This window comes from Streptomyces sp. NPDC045022, from assembly GCF_056432605.1.
The window spans coordinates 169455-186228 of sequence record NZ_JBWKIR010000008.1 but is presented as its reverse complement, the minus strand read 5'-3'; the positions used below and the strand labels follow the sequence as shown (position 1 = coordinate 186228).

The window sequence follows — 16774 nt, the reverse complement described above, 5'->3', positions numbered from 1 at the left end:
GCCGTCCCTTCCCAACCGCCCCACCCGGCGACCTCGCATCACCCCCCAGGAGCGTCCCCGTGACGAGCACCGATCAGCAGCCGTTCCTCTCCATCAGGGACCTCAAGGTCCACTTCTCCACCGAGGACGGCATCGTCAAGGCCGTCGACGGACTCAGCTTCGACCTCGCCAAGGGCCAGACGCTCGGCATCGTCGGTGAGTCGGGCTCGGGCAAGTCCGTCACCAACCTGACGATCCTGGGCCTCCACGACCGCGAGCGCACTGCGATCGAGGGCGAGATCGTGCTGGACGGCAAGGAGCTGCTCACCGCCTCCGAGAAGGAGCTGGAGCGGCTGCGCGGCAACAAGATGTCCATGATCTTCCAGGACGCGCTGGCCTCGCTGTCGCCGTACCACACCATCGGTGCGCAGATCGGCGAGACGTACCGCAAGCACACCGGCGCCTCCAAGTCCGAGGCCCGCAAGCGTGCGGTGGAGATGCTGCGCCGGGTGGGCATCCCGCAGCCGGACATGCGGGTGGACGACTACCCGCACCAGTTCTCCGGCGGTATGCGCCAGCGCGCGATGATCGCCATGGCGCTGGTCTGCGACCCCGAGCTGCTGATCGCCGACGAGCCGACCACCGCGCTCGACGTGACGGTCCAGGCCCAGATCATGGACCTGCTCAAGGACCTCCAGCAGGAGTTCGGCACGGCCATCATCTTCATCACCCACGACCTCGGCGTCATCGCCGATATCGCGGACGAGGTGCTGGTGATGTACGGCGGCCGGTGTGTGGAGCGCGGCACCAAGGAGGAGGTGCTGCGCGACCCGCAGCACCCCTACACCGTGGGCCTGCTCAACTCGATGCCGAGCCTGACCGGGCCGGTGGACGTTCCGCTGACGCCGATCCCCGGTTCGCCGCCCTCGCTGCTCAACCCGCCGTCGGGCTGCCGCTTCCACCCGCGGTGCGCCTTCACCGACAAGGTCGCCGGCGAGCTGTGCTCCGGTGAGCGCCCCCTGCTCGAGGTGGTCGACGGCCGCGGTGCCGCGTGTCACCTCACCACGGAGCAGAAGCGGGAACTCTTCGCCGACTACGCCGCGACCCAGCACAACTGACGGACACGAGAGCGGACTCACGAACATGAGCAACACGAACCCCCTCCTGGACGTCTCGGGGCTGACCAAGCACTTCCCGATCAAGGGCGGCTTCCCGATCCGCCGCACGGTCGGCGCGGTGCAGGCCGTCGACGGACTGGACTTCCAGGTCGCCGAGGGTGAGAGCCTGGGCCTGGTCGGCGAGTCGGGCTGCGGCAAGTCGACCACGGGCCGGCTGATCACCCGCCTGCTGGAGCCGACCAGCGGCAAGATCACCTACCGCGGCCAGGACATCACGCACGCGGGTCGCAGGGGCCTGGCCCCGATCCGCTCCGAGATACAGATGATTTTTCAGGACCCGTACGCCTCCCTGAACCCGCGGCAGACGGTCGGCAAGATCATCTCTGGTCCGATGGAGATCAACGGCATCAACCCCGCCGGCGGCCGCGAGAACCGCGTCCGCGAGCTGCTGGAGACGGTCGGCCTCAACCCCGAGCACTACAACCGCTTTCCGCACGAGTTCTCCGGCGGTCAGCGCCAGCGCATCGGTGTCGCCCGCGCGCTCGCCCTGGAGCCGAAGCTGATCGTCGCGGACGAGCCGGTCTCCGCCCTGGACGTCTCCATCCAGGCCCAGGTGGTCAACCTGCTCCAGAAGGTGCAGCGGGAACTGGGCATCGCGTTCGTCTTCATCGCCCACGACCTCGCGATCGTGCGGCACTTCTCGCAGCGCGTCGCAGTCATGTACCTGGGTAAGATCGTCGAGATCGCCGACCGCGAGGACCTGTACGACAACCCGCGCCACCCCTACACGCGGGCCCTGCTCTCCGCCGTGCCCGAGGCGACGGTGGACAAGGAGCCGCGCGAGCGCATCCGCCTGGTCGGAGACGTGCCGTCCCCGATCAACCCGCCCTCCGGCTGCCGCTTCCGCACCCGGTGCTGGAAGGCGACCGAGAAATGCGCCACGGAGGCACCGCCGCTGGTGCAGGTGGAGGGCAACAAGCCGGGCCACCTGACGGCGTGCCACTACCCGGAGACGGCGGACGCCGTCCCCGCCCCGCGCCTCTCCAAGGACCCCGAGGCGGCGGTCTGACACACCCCTTTCCGTCAGCCGCCCTCTTGCGGAACGGACTTTCACGGCCCATTGACCCGAGCCCATGAACGTCCGCTCCAGGGGACGAGGCCCGCACCTCCCCAGGTGCGGGCCTTTCCTTCTCCCCGGCGGAAGCCATCGGCCGCAGCGGGAGCGTTCGGCTCAATTCTTGCTCAATTAGCTATACACCGCCCCGACATCACGGAACACTTAATCCCACAGCGACTGACCTAACGCTGTGAGTTGGGGGTATTTGTTCATGAGGCACATTCAGAAATCAGGGCTGATCGCGGCTATTCTGGCGCTTGCCTTCTCGTTCTTCGGCGGGGCCTCGCCGGCCCAGGCCGCTCCAGGCCACACCTTCTACATCGTGAACAAGGACACCGGCAAGTGTCTGGAATGGAACGGCTACAACAAGGAGATCACCCAGGAGAAGTGCAAGAAGACGCAGTGGCAGTGGTGGAACAACAAGGCCGCGAAGCTGTGTAACTACGTCTCCCCCGGAGGCGACTTCTGCCTGGGCGACGCCGGCCGCGAGAAGCCCGTTTACGGTCGGCAGTACAGTGACGCTCATCAGCTTTTCTTCTCCAGCCTGAACCCGAACGCGCAGACCACCATCGGGGCTCTGCAGTGCGGCTACTTCAAGGTCGTCAGCGGAAAGGTCTCGTGCGGAAAGCGCATCCTGATCGACCACGGGCACAAGTACTCGCCGAAGATGATGTGGATCATCAAGTACTGAGCCTTCGCATCTGGGATCCACTTCGCCCAAAGGCATGATGGCCCCGCCCGTCACACGGGCGGGGTCTCGCGCGTCTCCTGCGGGCACCGTCAGGGTCATCCGGAGTCAGGAGTACGCGAAGTGAGGCGAAAACTGACGCACCGTTCAAACGTGTGACAGACTGCCGCGGTGGTAGATCACTCGTTCGCCGATCTCTCGCTCGCCGCGCTGTACGACACCCTCAACCCCTGGGGACCGGGTGACGACTTCTACCTCGGTCTGGTGATGGGTGCCCGCTCGGTGCTGGACGTCGGCTGTGGCACCGGACAGTTACTGCGACGGGCCCGGGCCGAGGGGCACCGGGGCCGACTGATGGGGCTCGATCCGGCCGCCGCCATGCTCGTACAGGCACGACGGGACTGTCCGGACGTCGAGTGGGTGCTCGGGGATGTGCGGGTGCGGCGGTGGGACGGGGAGTTCGACCTCGTCGTGATGACCGGGCACGCCTTCCAGGAACTGGTGAAGGACGACGAGGTCCGTGACTGTCTGAGCGGGATCCGCGCGGCCCTCGCCGACTGCGGCCGGTTGGTGTTCGAGACCCGTAATCCGGCCGCCCGTGCCTGGGAACGATGGACGCCGGAGCGGGTGTACGAGATCACCGATGCCGACGGTACGCCCGTGCGCGTGTGGCACGAGGTGCAGGGCGACGGCCCGGACCGGGGACGAGTGCGCTTCACCGAGACCTATGACGGCGCCCGCTGGCCCGCCCCCCGGGTCAGTCACAGCGTCCTGCGCTTCCTCGACGCCGAGACGCTGGAGGGTTTCCTCACGGAAGCCGGCCTGGCGGTCGTCGAGCAGTACGGGGACTGGGAGCAGGGCCCGCTCACCGCCAGCTCCCCCGAGATCATCACCGTGGCGCGGAAGGCCTAGGCACCCGCGGGACAACTGACCTGACCGGTCATCACATGGGACTGCGAACCGGCCGTCCGGACCGGATAGGGATGGTGGCGGCGGCGCAGCAGCGCATACCGCTGGTGACCGATGCGCCGGAGGTGGCCCGGCCGGTGTCGGCGGAGCGGGACAAGGCGAAGACCGCCGTGCTGCGGAAGTACTTCACCGTGGTGGCGGACGAGCAGGTCCGCGGCCGACGGATGCCGGTCTACGAGCGACGGCGGCACGCGTAGGCGCGACGGCCGGGCCGATGGGCCGCGGCCGCCGGCCGGGATCGGTTCGCCCTACGCCTCCCCCGTCGCCCTCTGCTCCGTCGCCGTCTCCTCCAGCGCCGCCAGTGCCGGGTCCAGCACGATGTCCTCGCCCCGGGCCTCGATGGTCGGCTCCTCCGGGAAGTGGCAGGCCGTCAGATGGCCGGACCGGTTCCCGGAGAGCTGGATCAGCGGCGGCTCCTGCGTCGCGCACGTGTCCTGCGCCTTCCAGCAACGGGTGCGGAAGCGGCAGCCGGAGGGCGGTGAGATGGGGGACGGCACGTCGCCGGCCAGACGGATGCGCTCGCGTGCGGGCGCGCCGCCCTCCTCCAGGCTGACCTCGGGGACGGCGGACAGCAGGGCATGGGTGTACGGGTGGCGTGGGCGGGCGTAGATGGAGTCACGGTCACCCACCTCGATGATCTTGCCGAGGTACATGACGGCGACCCGCTGGGAGAAGTGCCGTACCACCGCCAGGTCGTGGGCGATGAAGAGGAAGGCGATGCCGAGTTCCCGCTGCACCTTCTGCAGCAGGTTCACGACCTGGGCCTGGATGGAGACGTCCAGGGCCGAGACCGGCTCGTCCGCGACGATCAGCTTCGGTTCCAGGGCGAGGGCGCGGGCGACACCGATGCGCTGGCGCTGGCCGCCGGAGAACTCGTGCGGGAAGCGGTTGTAGTGCTCGGGGTTGAGGCCGACGATCTCCAGGAGTTCGCGGACGCGCTTCTCGCGGCCCCCGGCCGGGTTGATGTCGTTGATCTCCATCGGACCCACGATGATCTTGCCGACCGTCTGCCGCGGGTTCAGCGACGAGTAGGGGTCCTGGAAGATCATCTGGATCTCGGACCGGATCGGCGCCAGCGCCCTGCGCGAGGCATGGCTGATGTCCTGGCCGCGGTAGGTGATCGTGCCGCTCGTCGGCTCCATCAGCCGGGTGATCAACCGGCCCGTGGTCGACTTGCCGCAGCCCGACTCGCCGACCAGGCCGAAGCTCTCGCCGGCGCGCACGGCCAGGTCGATCCCGTCCACGGCCTGCACCGCGCCGATCGTACGGCGGATCGGGAACCCACCCTTCACCGGGAAGTGCTTGGTCAGCCCGGAGACCTCCAGCAGCGGTTCCCCGTCCGCGCCGGCGCTCTTCCCGCGCGGGGCCGGGAGGACCAGGTCCTCTTTCATGACGGTGTCCTCCTATGACGACCTAGCCCAGTCGGGGCTTGATCTCCTCGATGAAGATGGTCCGCTTCTGGTCGGCGGTGAGGTGGCAGGCCGACGCCCGGTCCGGGGCCAGCAGCGGGCGCTCGTTCACACAGCGGCCCGAGCCCTCCACCCGGTCCTGGAAGGTGCAGCGGGGGTGGAAGCGGCAGCCGGAGGGCGGGTTGAGCAGCGAGGGCGGGGTGCCGGGGATCGGGGACAGCTGGGCGCCGAGGTCGGAGTCCAGGCGCGGCATCGAGTTCAGCAGGCCCCAGGTGTACGGGTGCCGGGGCGCGCGCAGCACCTCGTCGGTGGTGCCCCGCTCCACCGCGCTGCCGGCGTACATCACCATGATGTCGTCGGCCATGTCGGCGATCACCCCCAGGTCGTGGGTGATGAAGACGATGCCCGTACCGAACTCCTGCTGCAGGTCCTTCAGCAGGTCCAGGATCTGCGCCTGGACCGTCACGTCCAAAGCCGTCGTCGGCTCGTCGGCGATCAACAGGTCGGGGTCGCAGATCAGCGCCATGGCGATCATCGCGCGCTGGCGCATACCGCCGGAGAACTGGTGCGGGTAGTCCTTCGCCCGTTCCTTGGGGTTCGGGATGCCGACCTTGCCGAGCATCTCCACCGCACGGTCCCAGGCGTCCTTCTTGGAGGCGCCGTTGTGCTTCATGTACGGCTCGGCGATCTGGCGGCCGACGGTGTAGTACGGGGAGAGCGCGGTGAGCGGGTCCTGGAAGATCATGGCGACCTTGTTGCCGCGCAGCTTCTCCAGGTCCGGCTCACGGGCCGTCGTCAACTCCTGCCCGTCCAGCAGGATCTCACCCTCGACCGTGGTGAACATCGGGTTGTGCAGGCCGAGGACGGTCAGGTTCGTCACCGACTTGCCCGAGCCGGACTCGCCCACGATGCCGAGCGTCCTGCCCCGCTCCAGGTCGAAGGAGAGCCCGTCCACGGCCCGTACGACGCCGTCCTCGGTCTTGAAGCTCACGTGCAGGTCCCGCACCGAGAGCAGGGGCCCGCTGCCGGCCGGGACGGGAGCACCGGCTTCCTTGGTCAGAGTGGTCACGACAGTGCTCCTAGGACAGCCGCACGCGCGGGTCGATGAAGGCGTACGCGGCGTCGACGACGATGTTGAACAGCAGGATCATGCTGGCGGCGAACAGCATCACGCCGAGCAGCAGCGGCAGATCGCTGAAGAAGACCGACTGGACGGCGAGTTGTCCGATGCCCGGCAGCGAGAAGGTGTACTCGGTGATGATCGCGCCGCCGAGCAGGGAGCCGAGGTCGATGCCGAAGATGGTGACGATCGGGATCAGCGAGCCGCGCCAGGCGTAGCGGAAGAAGACGTACCGCCGGGACATGCCCTTGGCGCGGGCGGTGCGGACGTGTTCCTCCTGCAGCTGTTCGATCATCGAGGACCGTGACATACGGGTGTACTGCGCCGCGAAGATCGTGGAGAGGACCACCCAGGGGATGATCAGGCCCGAGAACCAGGTGACGGGGTCCCGGGTGAAATCGGTGTAGGAGGGCTTGTCGAACCAGTGCGTCTGGTAGACGAGGATCGCCAGGGCCAGCGGGCCGAGGAAGTAGATCTGCAGGGCGCTGATGACCATGGCACCCGCGGTGGCCGTCTTGTCGATCAGCGTGCCGCGCCGCCAGGCGGCGAGCAGGCCGGTGCCGAGGCCGATGACGAGGAAGCACACGGCCGCGCCGAGGGTGAGCGAGATGGTGGTGGGCAGGCGGTCCAGCAGCGTGCTCCAGACCTGCTCGTTGGTGTGGTACGAGTAGCCGAAGCACGGAGCGGGGCACGGGCCCTGGGCGAACTGGTCGCTGCCCATGACGAGGTTGTGCAGGAAGATCCAGTACTGCTCGGGGATGGATTTGTCCAGGCCGAGCACATGGTGGATGTTCGCGATGCTGTTGGGATTGCAGGTCTTGCCGCACATCAGCAACGCCGGGTCCCGGGGCACCCCGAAGAACAGCACGAACGTGACGATGCTCAGCAGGAACAGAATGACGACGGCACCGATGATCCGGCGGACGAGGAAGCGCAGCATGACAGGGCAGCTCTCAGACGTCGGCGGTCCGGGCGGTACCCGGCGCACCCCTTCTGCGGGAGCGCGCCGGGTACCGGACGGGGACGGTTACTTGATGTAGAGGCGACGCGGGTCGATGCCGCCGAGCACGTCGTCGTAGACGAGCCCGCCGACCTTGGAGCCGGCGATCTGGGTCTGCTTGTAGTACGCGGTCGGGACGACGTTGACGCTGTCCTTCACGATGTACTGGTCCAGCTTCTCCCACTCGGCCGCGGACTTGACCGGGTCGGTGATCTTGTTGATCCGGTCGATCTCGCTGTTGATCTTCGGGTCGTTGATCTGCGAGTAGTTCTGCGCGCCGTCGGCGATCACGCGGCCGTCGTACAGCGGCGGCATGACGGTCGAGGCGGACGGCCAGTCGGCACCCCACGCGGTGTGGAAGATGTCGTAGTTGTTGTTCAGCTTGGAGACCTGGTCGTAGTAGGTCTCGGCCGGGATCTCCTGGCGCTGGACGTTGAAGCCGGCCTTCTTCAGGCCCGCCGCCATGGCGGTGGAGTACTGCTGGCCCTCGGGGGTGTTGATGTAGCCGAAGGTCAGCTTCATGTTGAGCTTGCCGGCCTTCTTCAGCAGCTCCTTGGCCTTGTCCGGGTCACCGGCGGGCTTCTTCTTCTTGCCCCACGGGTCGAACGCGGCGTCGTAGCCGGAGACGGTCGGGGAGATCAGGCCGCCCGCGACCTCCATGGCGTCGGTGCCGCCGTAGGCGCGCACGAACGGGGTGATCGGCAGGGCGTAGGCGATGGCCTCGCGGACCGTCTTGTCCTGCAGGGCCTTGTGGCTCATGTTGATGTTCATCTGGCCCACGTACGGCTGGTAGCCGGAGACCGTGCGGGCCTTCATCTTCGGGTCACGCAGCACCTGGGACAGGTTGCCCGCGTCCACCTGGTTGTTGAAGCTGACGCCGGCCCGGTCCGCACCGCTGTCGGCGAGCAGGGCCTTGGTGGAGGTCTCGTACTGCTGGTTGAACGTGAAGTTGAACTGGTCCACGTACTGGTGGCGGATCGGGTCCGTCTTCGGGTCCCAGTTGGTGTTCTTGACGAGCACCATCGACTTGCCGGACTTGAACGACTGGACCTTGTACGGGCCGGTCACCACCGGAGCCTTGTCGTACCGCTCCTTGGTGTCGCCCTTCTGCGAGACCACCGCGTAGCCCGCCATCGCCATCGCGTAGGGCAGGTCGGGGTGCGGGGTCTTGAAGTGGAAGACGACGGTCTTGTCGTCCGGCGTCTCCAGGACGGAGGCGGGCAGGTGCTTGCCCTTGTAGGGGCCGCCCTTGAGGAGCTTGCGGTACTCGGTGCCCGGCTTGTCGGCCAGCCACTGCTGGAGGTAGGTCGGGCCCTGGTTGATGAACGGCGCGAAGAGCCGCTCGACGCTGTGCCGGACGTCCTTGGACGTGATCGGGGAACCGTCCTGGAACTTGATGCCGTCCTTGAGCGTGTACTTCCAGGTCTTGCCGCCGTCGGTGGTGGTGCCCGAGTCGGTGGCGAGGTCGCCGACCACCTCGTGCTTGCTGCCGTCGTCGCTGGTGGCCTTGTAGCCCGTCAGGCCGCGGTGGAGCAGCGAGGCGAGGGAGCCCTCGTCGGAGACGTAGATCTGGGCCGGGTCGAGGTGGGCGTAGCTGTCGCGCTGCAGCACCTCCATCGTGCCGCCGGACTTGGCACCGGGCACGGCCGCGGCCGGACCCGTGGAGGCGGCCGCGTCACCGAACTTGATGGACGCCTGCTGGCGTTTGGCGTTCCCCTCCTGCTTCTTGCCGTCGTCGCCGCTGTCGCTGCCGCCCTTGCTGCAACCGGTGAGCACAAGAGCTCCGGCCGCGAGCACGGAGAGTGCGCCGTATGCGTGGCGTCCGCCCCTACTCATCACGAAGATTCCCACCCATCTGTGTGTCACCAGTGAGTTCTGTGTGTCACCAGTGCGAAAAGAACTGCTGAAATGCAGTGAGGTGCCGCGGAACTGACGTTCCGTGTGGTTGAGGTGCTGAGGTCAGCGCGCGGTCTTGGGATCGAATGCGTCTCTGACCGAATCCCCGAGCAGGTTGAACGCGACGACGAAAATGATCATCGAGATGCCGGGGAAGAACATGTAGGTGATGTCGTTCTGCATCACCAGTTCGGTGGACGCCTTGGAGAACATCTGCCCCCAGTCCGGCGTCGGTTCGACGATGCCCACGCCCAGGTAGGACAGACCGGCCTCGGCGGTCACGAAACCGGGCAGCAGGTACGTCGACTGCACCAGCAGCGGGGTGACGATGTTGGGCAGCATCTCCTTGCGGATGATCCGCCACGGCGAGGCCCCGCTGACCTTGGCCGCCTCGATGAACTCCCGTTCGCGCAGGGCGAGTGCGGTGCCGCGCAGCAGACGGCCGAGCCCCATCCAGCCGAGGAACCACTGCACGAGGATCAGTGCCACCACCCGGACGTAGGTGGGCGTCTCGTCGCGCGGGCTGACGAACAGGGAGACCACGACCGGCATGCTCGCGATGAAGAACAGCTGTGCCGGGAAGGCGAGCAGGAAGTCGATGACCCGGCCGATGAAGTAGTCGGTCCTGCCACCGATGTAGCCGGCGGTGACGCCGAGCAGGATGCCGGTCACGACGACCGCGAGGGTGACGGCGACCGAGATCATCAGCGAGGTGCGGATGCCGTAGACCAGCTTGGTGAAGACGTCGTAGCCGTTGCCGGGTTCGAGGCCGAACCAGAACTCGCCGCTGATGCCGCCGTTGGGCTGGACCGGCACGCCGGCGCTGTCGAAGAGTTCGGGGCGCTCGTCCGCGTAGACCGTGTACGGGTCCTTGCCGTACAGCTTGGAGATCAGCGGGGCGAGCAGGCCGATCAGGAAGAAAAAGCCCACGACGTAGGCCGAGATCACGCCGGTGCGGTCGCGCTTGAAGCGCATCCACATCAGCTGGCCGGGGGACCGGCCTTCGAGCTTGACGGCTTCGCTCTTCGTCTCCGGCCCAGGTTCGCCGTCGACGACGACCGAAGTTCCGCCGCCCTCAATGTCGATAGGACTTGTCACGGTTCGTCCGTTTCACAGATATGAGTGTGAGAGGTGTCCGGGTACTCCGAGAACGCGCGAAATCCGCAGTCGGACGCGCGTAGTTCTACAGCCGAATCACACCGCTGGAAGCGACGAACTGACCCACTTGGTGTTTGTGACACCGCGCATGGGGGTTCCTCCTCATGACTTCACGTGTTCACCAACAGGAGAGGGTTACCGTCTTCCCTCCGACACCCCTGACGGAGGGTCAGACACCCCCTGGTGCTCGTGAGTCGGCGCTGTCCCCACAGCGCGAGACCCATTGACCCGAGCGCTACGCGGCTAACTATCTGCCATGAGTCAGGTGGCGACCACTGTCTTTAAATCTCAATTCAGTCACAGCTGCCGCCTAGAACTTCCAAAAACTGGACAAACTGTTCGAGGGGAGAAGGCCGCGAAACGGACGTGTTACATGGCTATCGGTCGGCGATCTCCGCATTTCGGACAGCGGGCGCGGGTAACCGATCACCGGCCGCCGGAAAACGGGTTGCAAAAAGCCCGGGTCCCCCCAACATGGGGAGACCCGGGCTCAAGTGCCCTCGGATCAGCCGTGCTTGGCGCGGCTCGCGGCGCGGGCCCGCTCGCGGGCGTCCAGGTTCACCTTGCGGATGCGAACGGCCTCCGGGGTCACCTCGACGCACTCGTCGTCACGGCAGAACTCCAGCGACTGCTCCAGCGACAGCTTGCGCGGCGGCACGATCGCCTCGAACGAGTCGGCCGACGACGACCGCATGTTCGTGAGCTTCTTCTCCTTGGTGATGTTGACGTCCATGTCGTCGGAGCGGGAGTTCTCGCCGACGATCATGCCCTCGTACACCTCGGTGCCCGGCTCCACGAACAGCACGCCGCGCTCCTGCAGGTTCGTCATCGCGAACGCGGTGACGGCACCGGCGCGGTCGGCGACCAGGGAGCCGTTGTTGCGGGTCGTCAGGTTGCCGAACCAGGGCTCGAAGCCCTCGTGGATGGAGTGGCCGATACCCGTGCCCCGGGTCTGGGTCAGGAACTCGGTGCGGAAGCCGATGAGGCCGCGCGAGGGGACCACGAACTCCATGCGGACCCAGCCCGAGCCGTGGTTGGACATGTTGTCCATGCGGCCCTTGCGGACACCCATGAGCTGCGTGACCGCGCCCATGTGCTCCTCGGGCACGTCGATCGTCATGCGCTCGACCGGCTCGTAGACCTTGCCGTCGACGTCCTTGGTGACGACCTGCGGCTTGCCGACGGTCAGCTCGTAGCCCTCGCGGCGCATCTGCTCGACCAGGATGGCCAGCGCCAGCTCACCACGGCCCTGCACCTCCCAGGCGTCCGGGCGCTCGGTGTCGAGGACCCGCAGGGAGACGTTGCCGATCAGTTCGCGGTCCAGCCGGTCCTTGACCTGGCGGGCGGTGACCTTGCGGTCCTTCACGGCAGCCTTGGCATCGGCGCCCTTGCCGGTGCCGCCGCGGCCGACCAGCGGCGAGGTGTTCGTACCGATCGTCATCGAGATCGCGGGCTCGTCGACCGTGATCAGCGGCAGCGGGATCGGGTTCTCGGTGTCGGCGAGGGTCTCGCCGATCATGATGTCCGGGATACCGGCGACCGCGCAGATGTCACCCGGGCCGGCCTTCTCGGCGGGCTTGCGGGTGAGCGCCTCGGTCATCATCAGCTCGCTGATGCGGACGTTGCTGATCGAGCCGTCACGCTTGATCCAGGCGACCGTCTGGCCCTTGCGCAGCTCGCCCTGCTCGACGCGGAGCAGCGCGATACGGCCGAGGAAGTTGTCGGCGTCGAGGTTGGTGACGTGGGCCTGGAGCGGGGCCTCCTCGTCGTACGTCGGGGCCGGGATGTGCTCCAGGATCGTGGAGAAGAACGGCTCCAGGCTGTCGCTGTCGGCCGGGACCGTGCCGTTGTCCGGCTTGGTCAGCGAGGCGATGCCGTCACGGCCGCAGGCGTAGACGATCGGGAACTCGATCTGCTCCTCGTCGGCGTCCAGGTCGAGGAAGAGGTCGTAGGTCTCGTTGACGACCTCGTCGATCCGGGCGTCCGGGCGGTCCGTCTTGTTGATGCACAGGATGACGGGGAGCCGGGCCTGCAGCGCCTTGCGCAGCACGAAACGGGTCTGCGGCAGTGGGCCCTCGGAGGCGTCCACCAGCAGCACGACACCGTCGACCATCGACAGACCGCGCTCGACCTCGCCACCGAAGTCGGCGTGGCCGGGGGTGTCGATGATGTTGATCGTGATCGGGTCCCCGCCGGCCTTCGGGTGGTACTTGACCGCCGTGTTCTTGGCGAGGATCGTGATGCCCTTCTCACGCTCCAGGTCGTTCGAGTCCATCATGCGGTCGTCGACGCCTTCGAGCTGGTGGGCGGCGAACGCGCCGGCCTGCTTCAGCATGCCGTCGACGATGGTGGTCTTGCCGTGGTCGACGTGGGCGACGATGGCGACGTTGCGGATGTCGTGACGCGTTGCGGTCACAGCCATAGTGCGGCGTACTCCCAGAGTGGTGAGAAGGCCCTGATGTGTACGTCCGTGTGACGCGGGCCTGCCGGGCTTGAACACGCCACGGCCTCACCCCATGGTACGGGTCCGCCGTGGTTGGGGCTCGCCGGGCTGTGTCGGCGCAGTACAAGCCGCTTCCCACCCGCCCGGCGCCGCGGGCCGCGCCCACCCTCCCCGCCCTCGGCTCGCCTCGAGCGGGGGCACCCCCGTCGCCCCGCGGAACGGCTGCCCGCGGCGGCTACTTCTTCGGGCCCGGCGAGATCTTCGCCCCCTTCTTCAGGAAGCCCATGTCCTCGTAGACCGGCGTCTGGAAGCCGAACGCCCCGGCGTTGACCAGTTCCTTGCGCACGCCCACCAGCTGAGGCCGCTGATAGAGCGGGATGGAGCCCGCCGCCGCCCAGATCCGGGCGTCGGCCTTGCGGATCAGCGAACGCGCCTCGTCCTCGTCGAGCGTGGCCGCCGCCTGGTCGAAGAGCTGGTCGACCTGGTCGGTGCCGACCCTCGTGTAGTTCTGCTCGACGTTCACCGAGCCGTCGGCCGCCGGCACCGGCTTGGCGTAGATGGGCCGGGCGTCGGTCGCGGGGAAGGCGGAGGACGGCCAGGAGTAGAGGGCGAGGTCGTAGTCGCCGGAGGCGATGTGGTCCTTGAAGTAGCTCTCGTCCGGGACCTTGGTGATCGTCGTCCGGATGCCGAGCCGCTCCAGCATCGCCGTGATCCGCTCGGCGACCGTGTTCAGGGTCTCGGAGCCGGCGCCGGAGGGCAGCACGAAGCGGAGTGCGAGCGGCTTGCCGTCCTTGGCGAGCAGTCCGGCCGACGCGGCCGCCGGAGCGGCCGTGCCCTTGGGGGCGTAGGCACCGGGCGCGCCGCCGGGCTTGCCCTCCTGCGCGAGGTGCCGGCCGCCGTCCTCGCCGTGCCTGCCCTTGTCCTCCCCGCTCTTGTCGTCCTCGCCGACGATGTACTCGCCGTCCCTGCCGCCGTCGGACCTGTCTTCCTTGTCTTCCTTGCCGCTCTGCCCGCTCTCGGCGCCGGCCGCCTTCTCCCCCTTCTTCTGCTCCTTGACGGGGCCGCCGGGGACCCAGCCGGCGTCGGCGAGCAGCGCCTGCGCCTCCTTGGTGTCCTGGCCGCCGATGGCACCGCTGCTGTCGGCGTAGGCGGCCTGCCCGGACAGGGCGAGGTGGCTGCCGACCGGGACGGCGGGCAGCCCCAGCGGGGTGAGGACCAGCTTGGCCAGTTCCTCGCGGTCCAGGGCGCGGGCGACGGCCCGCCGGACCCGTTCGTCGGTGAGGGGGCCCTCGGAGCCGTTGAGGGCGAGCTGGGTGTAGGCGGGCTCCAGGGACTTGCGGACGTCGAAGGCGCGCAAGGCCTGCTGCTGCTCCAGGTACTCGGAGATGGCCTTGCGCAGCTTCTTCTTGCCGGCCTTCACCTCGTCGGAGTCGAAGCCGTGCGCGAGCGCCCAGGAGCGCAGCTTCTTCACGGAGGTCTTCCCGCCGCCCTGCAACGGGGTCCCGGTGCCCTTCCGGCGGGTGGCGAGGCTGATCCGCTGGGCGTCGGCGGCGTCGATCTCGGCGAGGTCCACGCTGCCGTCGGCGAGCGCGGCGGCCCGCTTGTCACGGGGTACGGCGTGCAGCACGATCTCGTTGAGCTTCGCGGGCTTGCCCCACCAGCGCGGGTTGCGGGTGAGGACCACGTCCTTCGCGGCGGTGTCGACCTTCTCCAGCTTGAACGGGCCGGCGGTGACCTTCAGCTTGCGGCGGGCCCCGTCGTTGAAGGCGTCCGGGGTGCCCATGACGTCCTTCGGGTACAGCGGGGAGAACAGCGACCGCCAGTCGGCGTAGGGGCGGGAGAAGGTGACCCGGACCTGGAGGTCGTTGGCGCCGCGCTCGATCTTGGCGATGCGGTCGTAGCCGGCGTTGCGGGCGGTCCAGTAGGCGCTGTCCTTGCCGGAGAGGGCGCGCCACTGGGCGACGAAGTCGGCGGCCCCGATCTCCCGGCCGTCGCTCCAGACGGCCTGCTGGTTCAGCTTGTACAGCACGACCTGGCGCGGCTCGGTCTCGATGACCTTGGCCGACTCCAGATAGGCGGGATTCGCCACGGGCCGGCCGTTCGCGTCGAGCCGGAACATCGAGGGCAGCACGGCCTGGGCGACCCGGGTGGTGCCGGCGTCGGCATCGGCCTGGAAGGTGTTCAGGTTCTCCGGTACGGCGTCCACCGCCCACTTGGCGGTACCGCCGTCGGCGACCTGGTCGCGGGCGACGAGGGCGATGTCCTGCGGCGCGAGCGGGCCGGCGATCTCGTCATCGGAGCCGCACCCGGCGAGGAGGGGCACCACGAGCGCCCCCGCGGTGAGGAAGGCGACCGAGCGCATGACCGCGCGCGAGCCGACGCCGTCGTAGGACATCTCTGCTACCTCCAGGAAGCCGCGGGCTTTATGCTCACTTTTGTCGGTATATGGAGCCGGTCTGGAGCTGATCACTTTTGGCGGTATATGGAGCTGATCAGATCTATGCGGCCACTGAAGAGGAAAGGATCCGGCCACAGCGGGCGACACGACGACGACGGGCGGTAACCCCACCCGTGCGGCGCAACCCACCCGGAGATGCACCCGCGCGCCTCCGCCAATCGCTGCACATGCCTTCACACCGGCACGTGTGACGCGCAACACTCCAAGGCGCATGAACGTTGCCGCCCAGGTCCCGCCGGACCCATGGAAGTGAGGGGCAAGTCATGACCGTGCACGACGACATCACCTCGGTCCAGCGCTCCCTCGACGATCTGTACCGGTCGTTGGGACGCCTGGAGCACCATCTCGGCAGTGGCGGCCTGGAAATGCGCCGGGTCCGGCTGGACGCCGACCATCTGCGCGAGAGCGTCGCGCTGCTGCGGGAGGCGGCGGCCGCCCCGGACGCGTCCCGCCGGCCCGACCTCGTCACCATCTCCGACACCCCCTACGACATCAGCCTGTGGACGGACTCGGACGACGAGGGCCTGGGTGCCCGCGACCGTCGCGCCCCCTGACATCCCCGAACCGACCGGAGTCCCCTTTGGCCACTGGTACGGAACCCCAGCAGAACGGCGGCGGCGTACGCACCGGTACGCGCGCCGCGATCGCCGCACCGCATCTGCGGACCGACCGCTGGTGGCTGGCGCCCGCCGTCACCGCGGCCGGTCTGTTCGCCTTCGTCGTCTACTCGACCTGGCGGGCCTTCGCGAACGCGCACTACTACGCGGCGCCCTACGTCTCGCCGTTCTACTCGCCCTGCCTGGCGCAGAACTGCGGGACCATGCACGGCGGGCCGAACGCCGACGTCCTCGGGAGCTGGTGGGGCATCTCCCCCGCCGTCATCATCCTGATCTTCCCGCTCGGCTTCCGGCTGACCTGCTACTACTACCGCAAGGCGTACTACCGCAGCTTCTGGGCGTCCCCGCCCGCCTGCGCGGTGGCCGAGCCGCACCGGAAGTACACCGGTGAGACCCGCTTCCCGCTGATCCTGCAGAACGTCCACCGGTACTTCTTCTACGCCGCTCTGCTGGTCGCCGGCGTGCTGACCTACGACACGGTGCTGTCCTTCCGGGACACGCACTACCGCTGGGGCCACATGGGCCTCGGCACCCTGGTCTTCCTCGTCAACATCGTGCTGATCTGGGCGTACACCCTCTCCTGCCACTCCTGCCGGCACATCGTCGGCGGCAAGCTCAAACACTTCTCCAGGCACCCCGTGCGCTACCGGACGTGGCAGTTCGTCGGGAAGCTCAACGCCCGGCACATGCTGCTCGCCTGGGCGTCCCTGGTGAGCGTGGCCCTCGCCGACTTCTACGTCTATCTGGTCGCGTCCGGGGTCTTCGACGATCCGCGCTTCTTCTAGAGATTCCAGTGAGGGAC

14 protein-coding genes are annotated in these 16774 nt (G+C 67.9%); 7 read left to right on the top strand and 7 right to left on the bottom strand.

Going from position 1 to position 16774, the window contains the following annotated elements:
• Nucleotides 1-59: 59 nt before the first annotated feature.
• The 5 genes from AC07C1_RS17045 to AC07C1_RS17025 all read left to right on the top strand — a co-directional run bounded on the left by AC07C1_RS17045 (nt 60) and on the right by AC07C1_RS17025 (nt 4068).
• Nucleotides 60-1097, top strand: coding sequence for an ABC transporter ATP-binding protein (locus tag AC07C1_RS17045; protein WP_478939739.1), 1038 nt, complete (start codon nt 60-62; stop codon nt 1095-1097).
• A gap of 25 nt (nt 1098-1122) precedes the next feature.
• Nucleotides 1123-2166: an ABC transporter ATP-binding protein gene (locus AC07C1_RS17040; RefSeq protein ID WP_478939738.1), complete on the top strand. Its 1044-nt coding sequence runs from the start codon at nt 1123-1125 to the stop codon at nt 2164-2166.
• A gap of 259 nt (nt 2167-2425) precedes the next feature.
• The gene (locus tag AC07C1_RS17035; protein ID WP_478939736.1) at nt 2426-2905 is read left to right on the top strand and encodes a hypothetical protein; all 480 of its coding nucleotides are present in this window, start codon (nt 2426-2428) and stop codon (nt 2903-2905) included.
• Nucleotides 2906-3073: 168 nt separating this feature from the next.
• Nucleotides 3074-3814 carry a class I SAM-dependent methyltransferase gene (locus AC07C1_RS17030; RefSeq protein WP_478939734.1) on the top strand — a complete coding sequence of 247 codons (741 nt, stop codon included), beginning with the start codon at nt 3074-3076 and terminating at the stop codon, nt 3812-3814.
• A gap of 35 nt (nt 3815-3849) precedes the next feature.
• Nucleotides 3850-4068, top strand: a complete 219-nt coding sequence (locus tag AC07C1_RS17025; RefSeq protein WP_478939732.1) for a hypothetical protein — start codon at nt 3850-3852, stop codon at nt 4066-4068.
• A 51-nt stretch (nt 4069-4119) separates the two neighbouring features.
• Here the strand turns inward: AC07C1_RS17025 and AC07C1_RS17020 are convergent, their stop codons facing one another.
• The 7 genes from AC07C1_RS17020 to AC07C1_RS16990 form a co-directional block, all read right to left on the bottom strand.
• Entirely contained in the window at nt 4120-5262 is a 1143-nt protein-coding gene (locus tag AC07C1_RS17020) for an ABC transporter ATP-binding protein (RefSeq protein ID WP_478939730.1), read from the bottom strand.
• A 22-nt stretch (nt 5263-5284) separates the two neighbouring features.
• Complete coding sequence (locus AC07C1_RS17015) at nt 5285-6349, bottom strand: ABC transporter ATP-binding protein (protein ID WP_478939729.1); 1065 nt, start codon at nt 6347-6349, stop codon at nt 5285-5287.
• A gap of 10 nt (nt 6350-6359) precedes the next feature.
• Nucleotides 6360-7340, bottom strand: coding sequence for an ABC transporter permease (locus AC07C1_RS17010; protein WP_478939728.1), 981 nt, complete (start codon nt 7338-7340; stop codon nt 6360-6362).
• 87 nt (nt 7341-7427) lie between these two features.
• The gene (locus AC07C1_RS17005) at nt 7428-9236 is read right to left on the bottom strand and encodes an ABC transporter substrate-binding protein (protein WP_478939727.1); all 1809 of its coding nucleotides are present in this window, start codon (nt 9234-9236) and stop codon (nt 7428-7430) included.
• Between the two features lie 123 nt (nt 9237-9359).
• The gene (locus AC07C1_RS17000) at nt 9360-10394 is read right to left on the bottom strand and encodes an ABC transporter permease (RefSeq protein WP_478939725.1); all 1035 of its coding nucleotides are present in this window, start codon (nt 10392-10394) and stop codon (nt 9360-9362) included.
• A gap of 565 nt (nt 10395-10959) precedes the next feature.
• Entirely contained in the window at nt 10960-12876 is a 1917-nt protein-coding gene (gene typA, locus AC07C1_RS16995; RefSeq protein ID WP_478939723.1) for a translational GTPase TypA, read from the bottom strand.
• A 256-nt stretch (nt 12877-13132) separates the two neighbouring features.
• Nucleotides 13133-15292 (bottom strand): ABC transporter family substrate-binding protein, encoded by a 2160-nt coding sequence (locus AC07C1_RS16990; RefSeq protein WP_478939722.1) that lies wholly within the window; start codon nt 15290-15292, stop codon nt 13133-13135.
• Between the two features lie 326 nt (nt 15293-15618).
• On the opposite strand from AC07C1_RS16990, the gene AC07C1_RS16985 reads away from it, so the two are divergent.
• Nucleotides 15619-15909: a hypothetical protein gene (locus tag AC07C1_RS16985; RefSeq protein WP_478939720.1), complete on the top strand. Its 291-nt coding sequence runs from the start codon at nt 15619-15621 to the stop codon at nt 15907-15909.
• A 26-nt stretch (nt 15910-15935) separates the two neighbouring features.
• Complete coding sequence (locus AC07C1_RS16980) at nt 15936-16757, top strand: hypothetical protein (RefSeq protein ID WP_478939718.1); 822 nt, start codon at nt 15936-15938, stop codon at nt 16755-16757.
• The last annotated feature ends 17 nt before the right edge of the window (nt 16758-16774 follow it).